Annotated in this window: 16 protein-coding genes; 8 read left to right on the top strand and 8 right to left on the bottom strand. The window is 59.7% G+C overall.

Annotation, left to right across the window (positions count from 1 at the left end):
- Positions 1-58 precede the first annotated feature (58 nt).
- From rfbA to rfbC, 4 genes are read right to left on the bottom strand one after another with little or no spacing between them, the layout of a single operon-like run.
- Positions 59-925, bottom strand: coding sequence for a glucose-1-phosphate thymidylyltransferase RfbA (gene rfbA, locus SPHN_RS17095; RefSeq protein WP_248524998.1), 867 nt, complete (start codon positions 923-925; stop codon positions 59-61).
- Positions 922-1,863 carry a dTDP-4-dehydrorhamnose reductase gene (gene rfbD / locus SPHN_RS17090; RefSeq protein WP_248524996.1) on the bottom strand — a complete coding sequence of 314 codons (942 nt, stop codon included), beginning with the start codon at positions 1,861-1,863 and terminating at the stop codon, positions 922-924. Before rfbD ends, rfbA begins: the two co-directional genes overlap by 4 nt.
- Positions 1,860-2,915, bottom strand: coding sequence for a dTDP-glucose 4,6-dehydratase (gene rfbB, locus SPHN_RS17085; RefSeq protein ID WP_248524994.1), 1,056 nt, complete (start codon positions 2,913-2,915; stop codon positions 1,860-1,862). The genes rfbD and rfbB overlap by 4 nt, the downstream gene beginning before the upstream one ends.
- Positions 2,916-2,926: 11 nt before the next feature.
- A complete protein-coding gene (gene rfbC / locus SPHN_RS17080) occupies positions 2,927-3,502 on the bottom strand; it encodes a dTDP-4-dehydrorhamnose 3,5-epimerase (protein WP_248524993.1) in 576 nt (191 codons plus the stop codon).
- Between the two features lie 291 nt (positions 3,503-3,793).
- Between rfbC and SPHN_RS17075 the strand changes: the two genes are divergently transcribed.
- The 3 genes from SPHN_RS17075 to SPHN_RS17065 all read left to right on the top strand — a co-directional run bounded on the left by SPHN_RS17075 (position 3,794) and on the right by SPHN_RS17065 (position 7,131).
- Positions 3,794-5,008: a right-handed parallel beta-helix repeat-containing protein gene (locus SPHN_RS17075; RefSeq protein WP_248524992.1), complete on the top strand. Its 1,215-nt coding sequence runs from the start codon at positions 3,794-3,796 to the stop codon at positions 5,006-5,008.
- A 174-nt stretch (positions 5,009-5,182) separates the two neighbouring features.
- Positions 5,183-6,442, top strand: coding sequence for a glycosyltransferase family 4 protein (locus tag SPHN_RS17070; RefSeq protein ID WP_248524991.1), 1,260 nt, complete (start codon positions 5,183-5,185; stop codon positions 6,440-6,442).
- Positions 6,439-7,131 carry an acyltransferase gene (locus SPHN_RS17065; protein ID WP_248524989.1) on the top strand — a complete coding sequence of 231 codons (693 nt, stop codon included), beginning with the start codon at positions 6,439-6,441 and terminating at the stop codon, positions 7,129-7,131. The genes SPHN_RS17070 and SPHN_RS17065 overlap by 4 nt, the downstream gene beginning before the upstream one ends.
- Here SPHN_RS17065 and SPHN_RS17060 read toward each other — a convergent pair.
- Both SPHN_RS17060 and SPHN_RS17055 read right to left on the bottom strand, forming a co-directional pair.
- Positions 7,128-8,420, bottom strand: a complete 1,293-nt coding sequence (locus SPHN_RS17060; RefSeq protein WP_248524988.1) for a hypothetical protein — start codon at positions 8,418-8,420, stop codon at positions 7,128-7,130. The two genes, SPHN_RS17065 and SPHN_RS17060, sit on opposite strands and share 4 nt — an antisense overlap.
- A gap of 82 nt (positions 8,421-8,502) precedes the next feature.
- Entirely contained in the window at positions 8,503-9,483 is a 981-nt protein-coding gene (locus SPHN_RS17055) for a glycosyltransferase family 4 protein (RefSeq protein ID WP_248524987.1), read from the bottom strand.
- A 7-nt stretch (positions 9,484-9,490) separates the two neighbouring features.
- Between SPHN_RS17055 and SPHN_RS17050 the strand changes: the two genes are divergently transcribed.
- The 4 genes from SPHN_RS17050 (at position 9,491) to SPHN_RS17035 (ending at position 15,414) form a co-directional block, all read left to right on the top strand.
- Positions 9,491-11,086 (top strand): O-antigen ligase family protein, encoded by a 1,596-nt coding sequence (locus tag SPHN_RS17050; protein WP_248524986.1) that lies wholly within the window; start codon positions 9,491-9,493, stop codon positions 11,084-11,086.
- A gap of 123 nt (positions 11,087-11,209) precedes the next feature.
- Positions 11,210-11,905 carry a polysaccharide biosynthesis/export family protein gene (locus tag SPHN_RS17045; RefSeq protein WP_248524985.1) on the top strand — a complete coding sequence of 232 codons (696 nt, stop codon included), beginning with the start codon at positions 11,210-11,212 and terminating at the stop codon, positions 11,903-11,905.
- A gap of 121 nt (positions 11,906-12,026) precedes the next feature.
- Entirely contained in the window at positions 12,027-14,180 is a 2,154-nt protein-coding gene (locus SPHN_RS17040; RefSeq protein ID WP_248524983.1) for a GumC family protein, read from the top strand.
- Positions 14,181-14,217: 37 nt separating this feature from the next.
- A complete protein-coding gene (locus SPHN_RS17035) occupies positions 14,218-15,414 on the top strand; it encodes a hypothetical protein (RefSeq protein ID WP_248524981.1) in 1,197 nt (398 codons plus the stop codon).
- A 35-nt stretch (positions 15,415-15,449) separates the two neighbouring features.
- On the opposite strand, the gene SPHN_RS17030 is transcribed toward SPHN_RS17035, so the two are convergent.
- Positions 15,450-16,460, bottom strand: coding sequence for an acyltransferase family protein (locus SPHN_RS17030; protein WP_248524979.1), 1,011 nt, complete (start codon positions 16,458-16,460; stop codon positions 15,450-15,452).
- Positions 16,461-16,814: 354 nt separating this feature from the next.
- Positions 16,815-17,996: a glycosyltransferase gene (locus tag SPHN_RS17025; RefSeq protein WP_248524977.1), complete on the bottom strand. Its 1,182-nt coding sequence runs from the start codon at positions 17,994-17,996 to the stop codon at positions 16,815-16,817.
- On the opposite strand from SPHN_RS17025, the gene SPHN_RS17020 reads away from it, so the two are divergent.
- Complete coding sequence (locus tag SPHN_RS17020; protein WP_248524976.1) at positions 17,985-19,535, top strand: lipopolysaccharide biosynthesis protein; 1,551 nt, start codon at positions 17,985-17,987, stop codon at positions 19,533-19,535. The genes SPHN_RS17025 and SPHN_RS17020 overlap by 12 nt on opposite strands.
- The last annotated feature ends 207 nt before the right edge of the window (positions 19,536-19,742 follow it).

Genomic DNA, 19,742 nt, shown 5'->3' with positions numbered 1-19,742 from the left:
CGGCGGATCGGGGGCGGTACACGACTAGCGCAACCTCGCGGGATCGTCCCGCGGGGCCTTATTCCGCGATGGCGTTGAGGATCGCGCGGCCATAGGCGGTCTTGCTGAAGCGTTCGCCGGCAGCACGAGCCTGGTCGATCGTGATGAAGCCCTGCTGATAGGCGATCTCTTCAAGGCAGGCGACCTGAATGCCCTGGCGGTGCTGGATAGTGCGGACGAACTCCGAGGCCTCGAGCAAGCTGTCGTGCGTGCCTGTGTCGAGCCAGGCATAGCCGCGGCCCATCTGTTCGACGAACAGGTCGCCGGCGTCCATGTAGAGACGGTTGAGATCGGTGATCTCGAGCTCGCCACGCGGCGATGGTTTCAGGTCGCGTGCGAACTGGATGACGCGGTTGTCGTAGAAATACAGGCCGGTGACCGCATGGTGCGACTTGGGCTTTGCCGGCTTTTCCTCGAGGCTGACCGCTTTGCCGCCCGCGCCGAACTCGACCACGCCGTAGCGCTCGGGATCCTCGACGCGGTAGGAGAACACCGTCGCGCCGCCCTTGCGCGCGACCGCGCTCGCCAGCAGGTCGGTCAGATGCGCGCCGAAGAAGATGTTGTCGCCGAGCACGAGCGCGACATCGTCGTCGCCAATGAAGTCCGCGCCAATCGTGAACGCCTGGGCAAGGCCCTCGGGCTTGGGCTGTTCGGCGTAGGAGATCGCCAGGCCGAATGCCGAACCGGCCTCGAACAGGCGACGGTAATTGTCGATATATTCGGGGCTGGAGATGATCAGGATGTCGCGGATGCCGGCGAGCATCAGCACCGACAGCGGATAATAGATCATAGGCTTGTCGTAGACCGGCAGCAGCTGCTTGTTCACGGCGAGCGTCGCCGGATGGAGCCGCGTGCCCGAGCCGCCTGCGAGAATGATGCCCTTCATTGGGAGATGTCCTTCTTGGGGGCCCCGAGCAGTTCGTCGAGGATGTTGCCGAGCGCGGTCTGCCACGCTGGCGGATGGATGTCATAGTCGCGGGTGATCGCGTCGTGGCTGAGCAACGAATTGGCGGGCCGCGTCGCCGGTGTCGGATAGTCGGCGGTGGTGATGCCCTGCACTTCGGCGCTGGCACCGCCGCGTGCGGCGCTCTGTGCGAAGATCTCGCGCGCGAAGCCTGCCCAGGTGACGGCACCCGCGTTGCTGAAATGATAGGTGCCGGTGGGGGCGACGGGGTCCTCGACCAAGCGCATCGTGATCGTCGCGAGCGCTGCAGCGAGATCGGTCGCCGAGGTCGGGCTGCCATGCTGGTCGTCGACGACGCGAAGTGTCGGGTTGGTCGCACCGACGCGCAGCATCGTCTTGATGAAGTTGTTGCCGTGCGCGCTGACCACCCAGGCGGTCCGGACGATCGCGTGGCGTGCGCCCGAGGTCCGTACCGCGAGTTCGCCGCCAAGCTTGGACGCGCCATAGACGCCAAGCGGTGCGACCGGATCGTTTACGTCCCAAGCGCCATCGCGCGCGCCGTCGAAGACATAGTCGGTCGAGACCTGGACGATCGGGATACCGGCCTTCGCGCACGCCTCCGCAAACGCTGCAGGCGCCATCGCGTTGACCGCCCAGGCGGTGACGATGTCGCTCTCGGCCTTGTCGACCGCAGTATAGGCGCCGGCCGAGATTACCGCGGCCCAGGGCTGGCCGTCATGGCCCTCGGCAACCTTCGCGGCGATCGCGGCGGTATCGCGCAGGTCGAGTTCGTCGATGTCGATCGCAGTAACCGCCCAGCCATTCGGCCAGGCATGGCGCTTCAGCTCGGTGCCGAGCTGGCCATTCCCGCCGGTAACGAGGATCTGCTTCACGCCACCAGCCTGAGCGCCATCGCTCATACGGAAAGCCCGCGGCGCTGGTCGGCCTTGTGCTCGGCGACGATCGCTTCCCACCAATCCTGATTGTCGAGATACCAGGCGACGGTCTTCTCGATCCCCGTCTCGAACGTCTCGGCCGGCTCCCAGCCGAGCTCGTCCTTGATCCGGGTCGCGTCGATCGCATAGCGCTTATCGTGGCCGGGACGGTCGGCGACGCAGGTGATCTGCATCGCATAGGACTGGCCATCGGCGCGCGGACGCAGCCGGTCGAGGATCGTGCAGACGGTCTTCACGACCTCGAGGTTCTGCTTCTCGTTGTTCCCGCCGACATTGTAGGTCCGGCCGGGCTCGCCTTTTTCGAACACCGCATGCAGTGCGCGGACGTGATCCTCGACGAACAGCCAGTCGCGGACCTGATCGCCCTTGCCGTAGACCGGCAGGTCGGCGCCAGCGAGTGCCTTGACGATCATCAGCGGGATCAGCTTTTCGGGGAAGTGATACGGCCCGTAATTGTTCGAGCAGTTGGTGATCAGCACCGGCAGCCCGAACGTATGGCCCCAAGCGCTGACGAGATGGTCCGACCCCGCCTTCGACGCCGAATAGGGCGAGCGCGGGTCGTACGGCGTGTCCTCGGTGAACAACCCGGTATCGCCGAGCGAGCCGTAAACCTCGTCGGTCGAGATATGATGGAAGCGGAATGCCGCCTTCGCCTCGTCGTCGAGCCCGAGCCAATAGGCGCGTGCTTCGCTGAGCATCGTGAAGGTGCCGACGACGTTGGTCTGGACGAACGCGCCGGGTCCGTCGATCGAGCGATCGACATGGCTCTCGGCCGCGAGATGTGTGACGATTTCGGGCTTGAACTCGGCGATCGCGGCCTTGACGGCGTAGGCGTCACAGATGTCGCCCTGAACGAAGCGATAGCGGTCCGAGCTCGCGACGCGCTCGACCGTCGACAGCGTTCCGGCATAGGTCAGCTTGTCGAAGTTGAGGACCTCATGCTCGGTGTTCTCGATCAGGTGACGGACCAGCGCCGAGCCGATGAAACCGGCCCCGCCGGTAACGAAAATACGCATGGGTCTGTCCTTCAGACGAGCGGGCCGAGCGGGCGGCCGTCATAGGGGAATGGGCTGTCGAAATCGGCAAGCAGCGGCTGGACCTGGTCCTTGGCCGAAAGTTCGGGGACGGTGCCGGCCGGCATCGGCCAGTCGATGCCGCCCGTGCCGAGAGCGGGGTCATCCCAGCGGATACCGCCATCGGCATCGGGCGCATAGGTATCGGAGCACTTGTACGTCACTTCGCAATCGGGCTCGAGCGTCACGAAGCCGTGCGCGAAGCCGATCGGAATGAAAAGCTGATGGCCGTTCTGAGCCGACAGTTCCGCGCCGACCCATTGTCCATAGGTCGGGGATCCCTTGCGGATATCTACCGCGACATCGAAGATCCGGCCGCGGATGCAGCGTACCAGCTTGTCCTGCCCACGTGGGGGAGTCTGGAAATGCAGGCCGCGCAGGGTGAATGCGGGGACCGACAGCGAATGATTGTCCTGCAAGAAGGTGCAGGCGATGCCCAGCTTGGCGAACGCCTCGACGTTGTAGGTTTCGGTAAACCAGCCGCGGGTATCACCGTGGCGCCTGGGGCGGATCAATTGAACGCAAGACATGGGCAGGCGACATAGCCCTGCACTCGGCCAGGAGCAATTGCGCAGAGTGCGACCGCGACTTGCTTGCCCTGACCTTTGTTTGGGCGTCACGCGTCGTAGCGCCCGGCAAAGCGGATCAGTCGTGGCAGCAGTGTACGGTCGACCTGTTCAGGCACGTGTGTTGTTCCTACGACTAGATATTCGAAACGGAACGCGGCAGCGTGATGGACGGTGGCCGCCAGCAGGAGACAGATATTGCGCGATCGTACGGGTATTGATCGGCGATGGATGATGGGCAGTACGTTGCTAGCCATGGCATCCGCAGCCTGCGGACAAGGCTTGCGAACGGATGGCGGCAGCAACGTCCGAGCGTTCGGAGCGAAGGGTGACGGTGTCACTGACGATGCAGCCGCGATCCAGCGCGCGATAGATACCGTGGCCAAGGCTGGTGGTGGAGTCGTGACGATCGATCCCGGCGTGTACCTGCTACGTTATCGTCCCTCGGACGATGGCGATGGCGGCAGCGGGCTGACGTTACGATCCGGAGTGACGCTAGCCGGTACTGACCGCGATCGCTGCATCCTGAAACTCGCCGACGCACAGCTCGGCCCAGGCTCCTATGCCCGAATTATCGCCAGCCAAGGCGAGCTTGCCCGCGCTGGCTTGCGCGGGTTTAGCATCGATGGCAGTCGCCAAGCGCAAGGCCAATTCCGCGACGAGTTCGGCGGCGCGGCCGTGCTGTTGGGATGGAAGGGCCGGTGTATCGACGTCACGGTCGAGAACATGGCGGTCCGGGATGCGGTCGGCCAAGGCATCATGTTGCAGGGAACGACGGGCAACCTTTCACGCAATCTCCGGATCGCGAACAATCTGGTCGAGCGGACTAGCTTCATCGGCATCCAATGCTCGCAGTTCGACGGGATCGAAATCGTCGGCAACCGACTTAACAACTGCCGGGACAACGCGATCGACGTGTATGGCGACGACACCGAAGGCCATTCAACGGTCGCGACATCACACCGCGCGATGATCGCCGACAACATCATCCGCGGCAGCAGCATCGGCGTGTTCCTAGAGACCGTCGCGGACTGCATCGCCACGCGCAACGTCATCACCGACTGTCGGACCGCAGGCGTCCGCGTCAACCGCATCCACGGCGAGCCCCGCAACCTGACGATCTCACGCAACAAGATCAGCGGCACGCCAATCGGTGTGGCAATGGGCGGCGATACGGGCGGCGTCATGATCCGCGACAACGACATTCGCGGCTTCGACAAGGCGGGGATCGAGCTCAGCTACAATGTCAGCCGGGTAACAGCGACCGGCAACCGGTTCGTGCCGAAAACCGCGCAGGTTCCGATCGTCCTCGGTCGACCAACGATATTGGGATCGAAGCCCGAGGAACAGCTCGCGCATATCGACATACACGACAATCGCGTGCCGCGCCGGCACGATCCCGCCAAGCTGTTCGTCAACGGATATCGCCGCACGGTAGAGGTGGCGGTCGGCGGTTTCACGCGCGAATAGCCCTCATCGCCGCGACCGCACCCGTCTTGCGGTCGCGGCCTCGCCGATGCAAGGCGCACCTATGACATTGCCAGTTGAACAGATCACCCGGGCTCGCGCGGGCTGGGCGAGCTATCATCCAGATTGTCCTGTTCGGATCGCGCGCCGCAGTGCAGTGCGCTCGATTGGCATGCCATGAATCCTGACATCGATCGACCGCTGCGCATCCTCAACGTCAACCAGAACTATCATGTCCTGGGCGGAATGGATGTTGCGATGTTTCAGCTAGAGGCGATATTAACGGCGTATGGGCATCATGTCGTGCCCTTTGCGGCAGCCGATCCGGCCAATCGGCCGACCGACTATGCCCGCTATTTTCCACCCGCGCCGCCCACCACCGATACCGCTGCGCGCGATCTATTGCGGACGCTCTACTCGCCCACGGCACGGCGGGCAATCGGCCGGATCCTGGACGAACAAGCGATCGATCTTGTCCATCTGCACAGCTATTTCAAGCGGCTGACGCCGGCGATCCTGCCCGAGATCCGACGTCGCAACATTCCGATCGTCCAGACCATGCACGAATATCGCGCGGTCTGCCCAACCTCGCTGCTCTACCGCGACGGCCATGTCTGCACCGACTGCCACGATCGCCGCTATGGGCAGGCAGTGCGGCATCGCTGCGCTGGGGGATCGCTGGCACGCTCGCTCTGGAATGTCGCCGAGATGCGGCTGTCGGATGCGCTGGGGCACAAGCGCGACATCGCCCGCTATCTGTCGATCAGTGCCTACCAGCGCGATCAATTGATCGCGATGGGTATGGCTGCAGACCGGATCGAGACCATCTATCATCCAGTCGCATTGCCACCTGCCCCGCTAGACGCTCCCGATCGCAATATCGTGTTGTTCGCCGGCAGAGTGGAGCCGCACAAGGGGATCTTCACGCTGATCGAGGCCGCGCGCCGACTCCCCCATATCCGTTTCGCGATCGCCGGGGACGGCGCGGCGCGGGCCGATGCGGTGGCGCAAGCAGCCGATCTCGGCAACATCGAATGGCTTGGCGTCCTCGACGCCAAGGGACTGGCCGCACAGCGTGCGCGCGCGCTGTGCGCAGTCGTACCATCGCTGTATCCCGAACCGTTCGGACTCACTTCGATCGAGGCACTGGCGCACGGCGTACCGGTGATCGCATCGGCGATCGGCGGACTGGCCGAGACCGTTCGTAACGAGATCGACGGTTACCTGGTGCCTCCGGGCGACGTCGACGCGATGACCAACCGGATCTCCCGGCTGGCGTCGACCCCTGACCTAGCACGCCGAATGGGGGCAGCCGGGAGCGCACGCGCCGCAGACGAGTTTTCGTCGGAGCGTCATTACCAGCGGACAATGGCGGTCTATCGCCAGGCGCTGTCCGAACACGCGGTGGTGTCCACGCCCCGGGAGGCAGCCGCATGATCGTGACCCTGATCAAGAAGCTTACCGGGCGGACCTATGCGATCGAGCCGAGCGATATCGGCTATCTGATCGCCAAAGGCGGTATCCCGTTCCTGCGCGGACTAATGTGGAGCGTGATCCGGCTGCGGCGACCGTCCGGGTTGTTGCTCGGGCCCGGAATCCAGTTCGTGCAGGCGAGCCGGCTGGCTCTGGGCCGCGGCGTGGCGATCGGTGGATATGGCTATGTCGATTGCGCGGCGAGCGCAGGGCTGGTGCTCGGCGACCGTGTCACGTTGCGCGAGCGGGTGTGGATCCAGAGCCGAAGCGGTCTCAACGACCGCGCAGTCGGCCTCCGGATCGGCGCGCGCAGCTATGTCGGGCCCAATGCGGTGATCGGCCTGGGCGGCCCGGTGACGATCGGCGAGGACGTTCAGATCGGCGCCGGCCTCACCATCACCGCGGAATCGCACGAAGCCGGGCCCGATGGCAGCTTCGTCTCGGGCGCGGTATCGCGGCAAGGCGTGACGATCGGCGACCGATGCTGGTTGGGCAACAACGTCTCGATCCTCGATGGCGTGACGATCGGCGAGGGATCGGTGATTGGCGCGGGCTCGATCGTGACCCGCTCGATCCCGGCTTACGCCGTGGCGCTGGGCACCCCCGCAAAGGTCAGGCGTTCGATAGCGCCAGCCGTATCGGCACAGGCTTAGCCAGGTCGATGCGCCGGACGGACGGCACTCGACCCCGACACCGCATCTGGCACCGCCCCAAACGTTGGCAAGAGGCGGCGCATACGACGGAACAGTGGTCGAGCTGAACGGAATGCGAACGGGTGACCAGCATGTTCGAGCGCGAGAAACACCCACAGGATCGGCATCACCTTGGATGAGGAGAAGATGTCAATGAAAAACGCCGCGATCACTAGCATGACAAGCGAGAACTTACCGATACTGCGCTGCTTGAGCGTGCGCAGTGCGACAATAATCCAGCCTGCGAAAAGTGCAATTCCGATCAAACCTGTCTCGCCAAAAACGCGCACGTAATAGCCATCAACAGCGTTGCTCCAAGCTCCGGGCCCCCAGCCAATAAAAAATTGTAGCCAGCGGGCAGCAGTCGATCTAATAATTATCGGCCAACGCACCGCACGATATTTGAAGCTGAGATCGCCGCGTGTGTTCGGCATGTAGCGAAAAATCTGCGATCCCTGCAGAAACCGCTCACGGTAATAGGCCGGCCGCGGCACTACTGGCACGCGCTGCCACGTATAGGATAAAAGTCCACCCATTGCGAGTGGCGTCTCGGATTGGCTAAGGCGCGACTTACTAATCGCTGTATATAGCGGCTGCGCTGCTACAGTTGCCACCAGTGCTCCAGCAAATCCCAGCGCCATAGTACGACCAGGCCGCGCTGCCGCAAAACTAACAAGAACCCCAAGGAGCGTGATCCGCGCTTGCGTCAGGAAGATGAGCACAATCATGAATGGCGTCAACCAGAAGGCTGGAGCAGCATAGGCCAGCATCGCCAGCATCGCCGAGGTTTCGAATGGACCAGAGGTGTTGATTGTCAAACGCTGCGATGCGCCGGTGAACTTGCCAATCCGTGGAATTACGCCGGCATATTCGCCAAAGCCCCAAACTATGAAGACGGCACAGATTATCAGACAGGTCCAGCGTAACGCTCGAGTACTAAGCCGTGGCGCCGCTTCGTACATAATGAAGAACCATGTCATGTACTGCGCGAGGCGTATACCATAGACGATCCCGACGGCACCGCTTTCAGCAATGTTTATGACCGCAGATATCAGTCCAAAACCGATAAAAGTCAGGTAGGCTTTGGCATAAGCGGGTACCGAAAACTTTCGTCGAGCCGATAAAAGATAGATAACGAACGTCACCGCACTGATAATATCTTCCGGACGAATTGCGGCCGAGCCGATCGTGTAGAGATCGATCTTGGGCGCCAGGACGTACAACGCGAACAGAATGAGATAGACGTTCATCGCGCGAAAATCCGGGCATACGAGTGGAAGCGAAGCGCGCGGGCTATGTCACAGGCTTGGCGTGGATGGCAAATTCGGCATCTCAAGCTAGCAACTGCGGAAAGAACGCAGCCGCCTCGGCGTCGGCCAGCACCTTGATCGCGCCAGCATGATCGACGCAGGCCTGTCGATTGGTTGTCCAGTCGCGCGCAGCCGCGCCGATCACGGCCTCGATCAACGTGGCATCTGCCTTGCGATCGCGCGTCAATAAGTGGGCGCGTGTGCGAATACGATCGCGGATACATCCCGTATCGTTTGCCACGACGTCAATGCCGCGGCCATATGCCTCGAGCATAACCAGCGGTTCGGCTTCGTCGATCAACGTCGTAGGCAGGACGAACAGATCGACATCGGCAAAAAACCGCTCCTTTTCATCGCCATCGATCGCACCGCGATACTCAACACGGCCGCAATAACCGGCGACGGCGGCGGTCAATGCGTCATGTAGCAAAGGGTCTGCACAAGGTCCCGCAATTACCAGACGCCACTCATGCCCCCGAGCCGTCAGCACTGCGAACACATCCAACAGATAGGCGACGCCCTTCTCTGGGGTCAGTACGCTCATATGACCCAACGTTATTGGCCGGCTTGGTCGCAACGTGTTTGTTAATCGAGGGCCAAACAAATAAGCGTTGGACAAAGTAATTGCGCGATAATCATGCCCGGCCAGATAGAGGCCGGCGAACCGGTCTTTCATATTCGTCGACAGCAGCACATGCCGCTGGAATGCGCCACCTGCAGCGACCAGCATCCGCATGTTGCGTGCCGGACCAAGATTGATCGGCCGAAAGCTATGATGGTGGATAACGTGAACGATCCCGCGCAGCCGCATGAGTAATACGAGCGGTACGAACAGCCAGACACCCGCTTGGCCCGGCACCGAAAGATAAGCTCGGTCACGCTGCTTTCCGCCAGTTAGTATTGCAAGCATCGCTCGCAACACGCCGCGCACTTTGGTGCCGGCAGTCCCACCGATATCATGAAGCAGTATAGCTCCCCCACGTGCTGTCAGCTCTTCGAGCATAGCGCTATTGCAGTTCGACTGGCCGTTGAGCGGGGGGGGCAATGCTCCGACGAACCAAAGTCGAGAATGCTGTGCATTCTGGCTTTCGCGTACGTCGTGGGTCGGCGGAGACGTTAAAAAAGGCATATTTCAAGAAGGCCTGTGGGACGACTTGGATCGGGCTTACCGTTGCCATCCCAAATTCGGTGTGCGAGACGCGCGTCCTATCGAAGATCACGGGCGAGGAAAAGTGACCCTAGCACAGGATATTCGCCGCGGAGATTTCGTCGTGGCGGCAGGATTGCTGGGCCTTGCCCTGCTTGCCGGCGGTGGCAGCCCGGTTGCCTCGCTACAGCGGATGATCGTCGAACTAGGTGGCGTGGTCGCACTAGGCTGGTTTTTTGTACGTGGTTGGCGTGCGCCGCGTGGACGGTCGGTTACCACCGCCTTCATCCTTATTGGAGCACTTGTCGTACTCGTGATCGTCCAGACCATCCCCCTGCCTCCTGGTGTCTGGCACAGCTTACCAGGACGCGGTGCGGTCATTGACGTCCTGAACGTGGTCGGCGCGCCGGATACGTGGCTGGCGTTCAGCCTCGACCCGACCGCTACACGCGAAGCAGGCTATTTTCTCATAGCGCCAATCGCGATGTTCGTGGCGACCCTGCATCTCAATCGCGACGAACAACTCAAACTTCTCGTCCTTATCGTTGGTGCGGCGTTGATCAGTGCCATCTTGGTGATGATTCAGGCGCAAGGCGCGCTGTGGCTAACTCTCTATGACGCCCCGCATGCTACCAAGGGCAAGGGCATCTTTGCTAACAAGAACCATAACGCTGCGCTGCTAGTACTCGCGATTCCCCTCGCCGCCATGCTGGGACGCAGCATGGTATGGTTCCGTCAGCCTTCCACGCAACGCACGGTCGCAGGTATTGTGATTGCGGTTCTCGCGGTCGCGGTGGTTGGATGCCTTTCCCGTGCGGGCCTTGCTCTGCTTCCGGTTGCACTGGTTGCCTGTGTTCCGCTGATGGGCGGATGGGCGCTAGTGCGCCGCTATCCTAAAATAGCTGTCGCATTTCTCGCCATTTTACTGGCGGCCGCAGTGGTAATCGCGCAGTCGTCGATTGCGCAGGAGACACTCGACCGGTTCGGCGCGACCCAGGAAGGGCGCTATGTATTCTGGCCTGACGTGCTAACCGCCATCCGCCAGTTCCTACCATGGGGGTCTGGCCTGGGTACATTCGTACCGGTATTCCGGATGGCTGAATCGCTGGAAGCGGTGCACCAGACCTTTACCAATCATGCGCATTCCGACTTCATGGAGATCGCCTTGGAAGCCGGAGTGCCGGGCGTCATCTTAGTTCTAGGGTTTGTCGGCTGGCTCATCACGACTGCCTGGGCACGACTACGCGGCCGGATCGGCACACCCGATTTCGCGCCCATGCTTGCCGTGCTAGTGGGGATAGTGATACTGCTTGCCGCCTCGATAGTCGATTATCCGCTGCGTACCTTGCTACTCGCCTGCGTGTTTGCCGTGTTCGCCGCGATTTTAGCGTCTCCGACGCCGTTCCGTGTACCGACACTTCTCCAGAGCAAACCGGGTCGCCAAGGACGCTACCGGTAAGGTGCCTGTGATAACCATTCCGTTTATGGCCCACCCTAGCCAATCCAGCAAACGGCGGGTAAGCGCTCTGCTCGATCGGACGGGACCCTCCCCAAACCGATCCGTCACTTGCTAGAGGCCATGATGAAGGCTCGTTTTCTCTTCCTGCTCTCAAGTATACCGCTGAGTGCCTGCGTCTCTTCCGAAAACTGGAAGGGATTGCCTGCCGGACAAAGTGCGTATGAGACTATTCCTGCCACACGGCCGGCAGGAAGCCGTCCCGAATATCGGATCAATGTTCAGGATACGCTGACCATCTCCGTGTTCCGCGAGCCCGACATGTCGGTCAAGGATGCGCCGGTCGAGACCGGTGGTACGCTGGTGTTGCCGCTCATCGGTCGAATTATGGCCGCCGGTAAGACAACCGAGCAGTTCGCGAAGGAGATTCAGTCGAGGTTGGCCGCACGTTATCTTGTCGATCCCCGCGTATCGGTGATTATCATGGAGTCGCGTGCACAGAACGTAACTGTCGATGGTGCCGTCAACACTCCTGGCGTCTACGGACTACAAGGCGATACCACATTGCTTCAGGCTATAGCCTTGGCGCGTGGGGCAACGCGAACCGCGACGGTCGACAAGGTCGCCGTGTTCCGAAACATTGACGGCAAACGCTATGGTGCGCTGTTCAACATCGCCGATATTCGCGCCGGTCAATCAGGCGACCCCATTTTACAAAGCGGCGACTACGTTGTCGTTGGCACCTCGGGGATCAAGGCACTCGGCTACGATCTGCTGTCTCTTGCTCCGGCCGCGGCGCTGTTCGTACCATTGGTCAATTGATTGCGCCGTTACCTCGGTCGCTGATCGCCTCATTCATACCTTCCGATATCCTCGCTTGCCCGGATCCCGCATGAACAGTGTCACATCTCATACCTCACGCATGCATCATCAGGACGCAGCTATGATGTCGCAAGACGAGATTCCGCACGAGGAAACAGGTCCAATTGACCTGCGTGCAATTTGGTCGGCTGTGTATCGCAATCGGCTGAAACTAATTGTTATCATCGCCGCTGCGCTGTTGATTGGGCTTTTGATAACCTTTCTCAGCACGCCGATCTTCCGTGCTGAGGCACGTATCCAGATTGAGCAACAGGCCGCCGAAATTTTGGCAGGCAACACAGTTGAGCCGAACGGCGATTCGATCATGGACGGTGATCGTTTTCTCCAAACCCAGCTCGACATCATCAAGAGTCGGACGCTTTCGCGCCAGGTCGCCGAGAGTCTGGGCCTGTACCGGAACAACGCATTCTTAGAAAAGATGCACATTAAACCTGCGGCCGAGCCACGTGGGGCCTATAACCTCGTTCAGACGCACCGCGAGCAGGTCGTCGACGCGCTTCAGAACAATGTCGAGGTCGAATTACCGGTTGAGTCGCGGGTCGCGGTCATCTCGTTCGACAGCCCCGATCGCCAGCTGTCGGCGCAGGTCGCCAACAGTTTTGCCGACAGCTACATTGTCGGCAACATCCAGCGGAAGTTCAACACTACCGCCTATGCACGGCGCTTCCTCGAAGGACAGCTGCGACAGACCCGCCAGCGCCTTGAAGAATCCGAACGCGCGCAGATCGAATATGCGCGATCAGCCGGGCTGATCGATGCAAGCAACAGTGCCGATGCAGGTCAGGCGATGGGGCCGCGCTCGCTGACTACCGCCAATCTGGTACAGCTCAATCAAGCCTATGCGCAGGCATCTGCCAATCGCGTCACCGCCGAACAGCGTTGGCGTGAAGCAGCCGGGACGGCACTGCTCAGCCAGCCCGAGGTGCTCGCCAATCCCGCCGTCCAGACTTTGATCCAAGAGCGCGCCAAGCTCCAGGCGGAATATGCCCAGAACGGTAAGCGCTACCTTCCCGACTATCCAGGGCAGACCCAAGCGTCGGCGCAGATCGACACGATCACCACGCAGATCAATCGTCTGGCTAGTAGCATCCGTGATGGCATTCGCCAGCAATATGAGATTGCCGCGAGTCAGGAAAAGGCACTCGAACGCGATCTGAATACACTCAAAGGCACGACGCTGACCGAGCAGGGTCGTGGAGTTCAGGCCAATATCTTGCGGCGTGAAGTTGATACCAACCGGGCGCTGTATGATGCGCTGCTGCAGCGTTACAAGGGCGTCAGCGCGACAGCTGGAGCCTCATCGAACAACGTATCGATTATCGATCGGGCAGACCCACCGATCCGTCCGGTGTCGCCGCGCCTTATCCTTAACCTCGCACTCGCGTTGTTTACTGGACTGCTGTTGGGCGTCGGCTACGTCGTACTACGCGAGCATTTCGACGACGCGATCCGCTCCAGCGAGGATGTCGAGCATGAACTCGGCACCAGCATGATCGGGCTGGTGCCGGTACTGGCAACCGACCAGACTCCAAAGGACGAACTGCAAAAGGTTCGTTCGGATATGTCGGAGGCGTATTACGCACTTCGGTCGGCGCTGGAACTGTCGACCCCGAGCGGAGCGCCACACAGCCTGATGGTGACGAGTAGCGGGCCTGCAGAAGGAAAATCGACCACATCCTACGCACTTGCCCGTGGGTTCGCGCATATTGGACGTCGCGTCGCGCTGATCGATGCCGACATGCGAAAACCAGCACAGCACCGCAATCTCGGGCTGTCGAACAAGGCTGGGCTAGCTAACCTGCTGGCGCGGCAGGCGACGTTTCAAGACGTGCTACAACGCACCGATACGCCCAATCTCGATTTCATCGCAGCAGGGCCAACCCCAATCAATCCAGCGGAGCTGATTGCAGGCAGCGGGTTTGCTACGCTGCTCGAGCAGATCAAGAATGATTACGACATCATCGTAGTTGATGCGCCACCTGTACTCGGTCTGGCCGATGCCCCAACTTTGGCATCGCAGGTAGAGGCCACACTGTTCGTGGTCCAAGCCAACCACACTCGTGGTCGGCAGGCACGCGTCGCTCTTGGCCGATTGAAGGCGGGCCGCGCTACGGTAGTAGGTACGTTGTTGACCAAGTTCGATGCCAAGGTAAGTGGCCAGTCGAGTGATTATGGCTATTCCTACAGTTATGGCCAGACCGACGAGCGGAGCTGATCGAATGGCGGAAAGCGCTGGGGCGTCGCGGAGTGGCGTGCACCGTCTGGGTCGTACCGCGATCGCGGTAACGCTTGGTGCATGGTTCTGTTGGCAGATCGGCGCGGCGGGATTTGCTGGGCTGGCGGTGCGTTCCGCCGATCCCCGACTACTTGCGGTCACTGGCACACCCTCGCATCCGGAGGCCGGATCGATCCTCGCGCAATCACTGCTGGCCGCCGGCGATGCGGCGGGCGCGGCACGGATCGCGCAATCGATCGTCCAAATCGATCCGACCAACGATCGCGCGCTGCGCGTGTTGGGCCTAGCGACCGAGAAGCTTGGCCATCGCGATGCCGGTGCCAGGATCATGCGCGAGGCCGCTAATCTTGGCTGGCGCGATACCCCGACCCAGCTGTGGATTCTGCAAGACGCCGCGCTCCGCGACGATGCCGTGACCGTCATTCGCCGTGCCGACGCGCTTGCACGCCGCGGCCGTTTTCCCGATTACACCCGTGCTATTTTCCTCGCCTCGCTCAACGAACCCCGCTTGCGTGCTGGGCTCGCTGAAAGCCTCGCCAAACACCCGGTATGGCGCACTAGCTTTTTTTCCGACGTACATCAGAGACTCCCGGCAAACTCTACTACCGGCATGGAGGCGCTGTTTCGTGAAATGCGCGTACATCGGCAGGGGATCGCACCAAACGAATGGTTAAACTATATTGACCGGCTGGTCGATCTTGGTGATTTCCGGCGCGCACGAACGCTATGGGCGATCAATTTCTCGATTCCCACGGCCCGCTTTGGCGAAACGCCTTATGACGGGACGTTCGCGCTGGCCTCCAAACGACCAAGCGATGCCGCGACCAGCCAGTTTGAATGGGTGCTCAACCCGGATACCGCAGGCGCGGTGGTCTTCAACCCCGGTCCGCGCGATGCATCGCTAACAATTCCTGCAGAGCTTGCTGGTGGCACGACCATCGCATCACAATTGATGATCCTTCCGCCGCGCAGCTACACGCTGACCGCGCGTGTCGACGGCGACCCCGCCTCGGCCGCGGCGGGATGGAACATCACGTGCTTGCCCTCGGGCCGGGAATTACCAAGGCGTCTGACCCGCGGTGCCGACGATGAACTGTCCACGGTCGCGTTCGATGTACCGAAGGATAGCTGCGCTGCGCAGCGGTTGACTTTGATCACGCGGGATCGATCAGATGCGCAAATCGTGTCGATCGGCGATGTTCGTATCCGCTAAGCGACGCAATCGATGAGACGGGCCATTTGCTGAAGTTAGACGACCGGTTCCAGCGCACGCACAGCCACAGTGGCTCGGCGCCTGTGGAATATAACGATCAGCTTCTTCTCAACCAGGCGATAGAGGATGTAGCCGGCGACGATCGCTAACAGAGTGATCACGGGAATGATCACTGCGACCGGCATTCTCGGCACGACAATCACTCCCAACTTGCAGACACACGAAATCGCGATGACGTGGACCAGATAGATCGAGAAAGATGCATTGCCGAGCTCGGGTAGGATGGTCCCGACGTATTTCTTGTGCAGGTCTGCATAGATCGCGAGCGCGACGACGCCGCTGAACGGCAACCCGAACATCCACACGCGCCACGCCGCCCCACTCACTGGGAGCGTCGCTAGCACCAGCGCGGTGCCGGCTAACATCCAAGGGAACGAACGTCGATCATAGAGATAAGCACCGATCGTCATCCCAAACACGAACTCGAGAATTATCGGATTTTGTAGAAAAAACGACGTCCCCTGTCCCGTGAGAACCAGGATCAGAATGGCAAAGGCGGTGGCAAGCCATGGCCGCGGGGTCAGCGCCATCGCTATCGCGGCGATGGCGTAGAAAAATATCTCATATTCGAGTGTCCAGCCGACGTTGAGGACCGGATATGTTTCTGCACCGTTCAGCCATGACAGGAAGAAGAACGATTGGACAAGATGCAGCGTGCCCGAAACATTGTTCCGTGCCAGACCTGGGATATGCGTCAGCACGAAAGTTAAAGTCGTCACGATCCAGTATAACGGAACGACCCGTTGAAATCGACGCTTAGCAAAAACTGCAGCATGCTTTTCTCGGCTCGACCCGATGAAAACAATGATGAATCCGGATATAACAAAAAATAGATCAACACCATAGGATCCCAGATCTAGGAGGGGATACGGCATCGACCCACCGAAATATGACAATGCAGTTAGTTGTGCATGATAGGCTACAACTAGAACCGCGGCGACTAAACGCAAAACTTGAATTCTCAGGAACATAGGCTTGTTTTGCACTGTTACACGACCTGATCTACGAAAGCACGAAAGGTATTATGGCAAGGCTATACAATATTATAGAAAATGATGCCGGCTTACGTGATCATTAGGAGATGTCATCCGCCTTGACCGGAACGCACCACTTCGAAATCCCATGGCTCCGCTCCGTATAGCCTTGATCATTTTGGCGAATGTTGGCCAGCTCTTCGCCATACAGTAAATACTCTCGCGACCAAGCCATCTTCGCTGCAAAAATACCACGAATATCGTAGGTTAGTTACCGGCTCTCGCGACTACGGAATGAGCTATTGCGCAAGCGAAAGGGCCTATTGCGGTGCTTTGTGCCCGACGGACGATCGAGCGCTTCCACGCTTATTGTAGAGGAAACCGCGCGCTGGGGGTAAGGTCGCCCGCCAACCCCTCATCCGAACTTTGCCGGATGAAGCGATAGCGTTCGAGGTGACCTGACTGGCGCGCATAATGGCGAAGAATCGCAAAATAAACGTACCGGTTGAGCGCGAAGATTAGCCGATTACGACGCCGAAAACGGCTTTCGAAATATGCGAGATTGCGAAACGTGTAATAGGTCCGGAACGCGCTGTCAGTGAGCAGCGCACCGAGGAATCGATTGCGCAATTGCGCGTTCTGCTGAAATGCGTCCTCGAGATCATCGACGATCGCATCGCCGATCTGGACGATGCGTCCACCGCTGCTGGTGATCCGCCACGTGAACTCGGTGTCGTCACCATATTGGCCGAATTCGAGCCGCGGCATCCCGAGCCGGATGACGAGCGAACGAGCGAACAGCATGCCGCCATATGGTGCGACGCCCAGCGCTATTCTGGCCGATGACACCTCACGGCGTTGCAGAGCCGCAGGCAGCGGCAGGCGGTTGATCAGCTTATCGAGGAGGTCGCCGATATGGAATCCACCGAAACTATCCCAGCGAGTCATCAATTGCTTCGCCGAGACGCCTCCTGCGAAATGCTCGGGGCGCAAGGCCACCACCGCAAGCAACGCCGAGGGCGTAGAGGCACATTCTTCGTCATAGCCCTTGCGCAATTTGGCAAGGCATCCGGGTCGCGGGCGGTTGTCGTCGTCGAGCATCCAGATAAAAGGCATGCTGCTTGCCATCGCCGCATCTAGCCCAGCCGCATAACCCGCGGCGCTGCCCTTGTTGCTGCCCATCGACACGATCTCGACGAAACCAGTGAAGCGGTCGGTCAGTTCGTCCTCAACCGGCCAACGTGCGCCGTTGTCGACGACTACAACCCGTGCCACACCTTCCTTCCGCAACGCCTCGATCACCGCGATCAGCATGGTGCGCCGTTCGCCGTAGGTGACGGTGACGGCGACGACGTCGCCCTTACTCTCATCGGATATCATGACGTCTTGCACCGAATCCCTTGTGCCACCGTTCAGACGGCTTGCCGCTCCGTTCGATTGCGTTGAGACCGCATTAGCGTGATCGATGGCGCGCGCAAACGCCCTGTTGTTGCCGCGGGATGGCAAAGCTGCGGGCGTGCCGGTAGATGCCAGGCCATGCCACGCCAAACGCCGTCTTCCGCCACTCCCGGTACACCTGCCATTGCCGATCCAGGCAGTGCTGATATTTTCATCGATCCATTGGGGTTAGACACCGAAATCCACCCAGAAAGTTTTCGGGAACGTGCCGTAAGAGGCACTTTACACACCGGACTTGCGCAGATTATTCGAATTCCGCTGACATTCGCTATGCAGATCATCCTTGGACGTATCCTGCTTCCCGAACAGTTCGGTATCGTCGCGATGGCGACGCCTGTCATCGTGTTGATCGAAATATTCACTAACCTCGGGCTGGCGCAAGCCGTGGTCCAGCGCGAGAAAATTACGCAAGCCGATCTCAACGCAATTTACTGGGTATCGCTTGCCGGGGCGTCGTTGATGCTCTTGCTAGTGGTGCTATTCTCACCACTGATCGCGCAGATGTACGGCCAACCCCAAGTTCGTGCAATCGTGGTCATACTCGCTTTGCAAATGCCTATTGCCGCCATCGCCGGTCACGCTTCGGCGCTTATGGCGCGCCGGATGCAGTTCGGAGCGATCGCGATCGTCGACGTAACTGGAACAGCTACCACTTTCGTTGCTGCTATCACAAGCGCGCTGCTTGGAGCGGGCTCTTGGTCTATTGTGATCGGGACTATGGCGGGTACGCTTACACGCGCGATCCTTGATAGGCATTTATCTGGTTTTCGCCCTGGCCGTCCGACATGGACCCCGGCAACCGGCGAAATGTTGGGCTTCGGTGGAAAACTTATATCCACCAGTCTACTGAACTACGTCTCAAACTACAGCAATACCGTAGTGATTGGCGTTTTAATGGGTGCCCGCACATTAGGGCTATTCGATCGCTCTTTTGCACTAGTTCTTAGGCCCATTGCCTCAGTAACATTACCTGTAACTCGTGTAGCCGTTCCCTTACTCTCACGCGTGCGCAATGATTCCGAACGCTACGGTAATGCCTTTGCTGCGCTGCTCCAAGGTATGGTCCTTATTGCTATGCCAGGCCTGATCACGGCGAGCCTACTGGCACGCGATGTTGTTCTAATGCTGGTTGGCCCAAACTGGCTTGAGATGGTTCCAATGTTTTCGGCGATTTCAATTGCTGCTATTTTTCAAGCCTTGTCCGGCGCAAGCTCTTGGCTATTCGAGAGTCAGAACCGCGCAGGTGAGCAGATCTCCGTGGCGTGGTGGAGTGGCGTCCTGATTGTCGTATCGTTACTTTGTGGCCTACGCTTCGGCGCTGTCGGCGTAGCAATCAGCTATGCGATGTTCGCGCCATTCTTCCACGGCCTGTATCTTTGGGTTGCTACACGCAGAGGGCCGGTAACGCGAGCAATGGCTGCGCGAGCAATCTATCCACTGCTTATCGCCGCAATAGGTGCCGCCACAGGCGCATTTTTGGTAGATCGGTTCGTACCGGGTCTTTACGTTCGCGTTGTTATGGGCGGCGTTGCCGCATACGCTCTGGCGGGAGCTATCTTATTGACCTTTTCCGAAGGCCGCAAAATTATCAATTCCCTATTATCTTTTCGTCGGATAACTAGACCTTAGTAAGGTCTATTTATGTTTCTTAATATTCTTACCTAGGTGTATCATGACTGAACAATGTAGACTTTGTCTTTCCGATCTAGTTTCTAGAAAATTCAAAGCCCGAGAAATGATGATAGGTCACCGAGATTTATTTCAGTACCACGAATGTGGAAATTGTTTGAGTCTAAATCTTGATGATAATATAGATAAAAGTGCACTTGCCCGCTA

The organism is Sphingomonas faeni (assembly GCF_023195535.1).
In the GTDB taxonomy this organism is placed as follows: Bacteria; Pseudomonadota; Alphaproteobacteria; order Sphingomonadales; family Sphingomonadaceae; genus Sphingomonas; species Sphingomonas faeni_B.
This window is presented reverse-complemented; position numbering and strand designations above follow the sequence as displayed.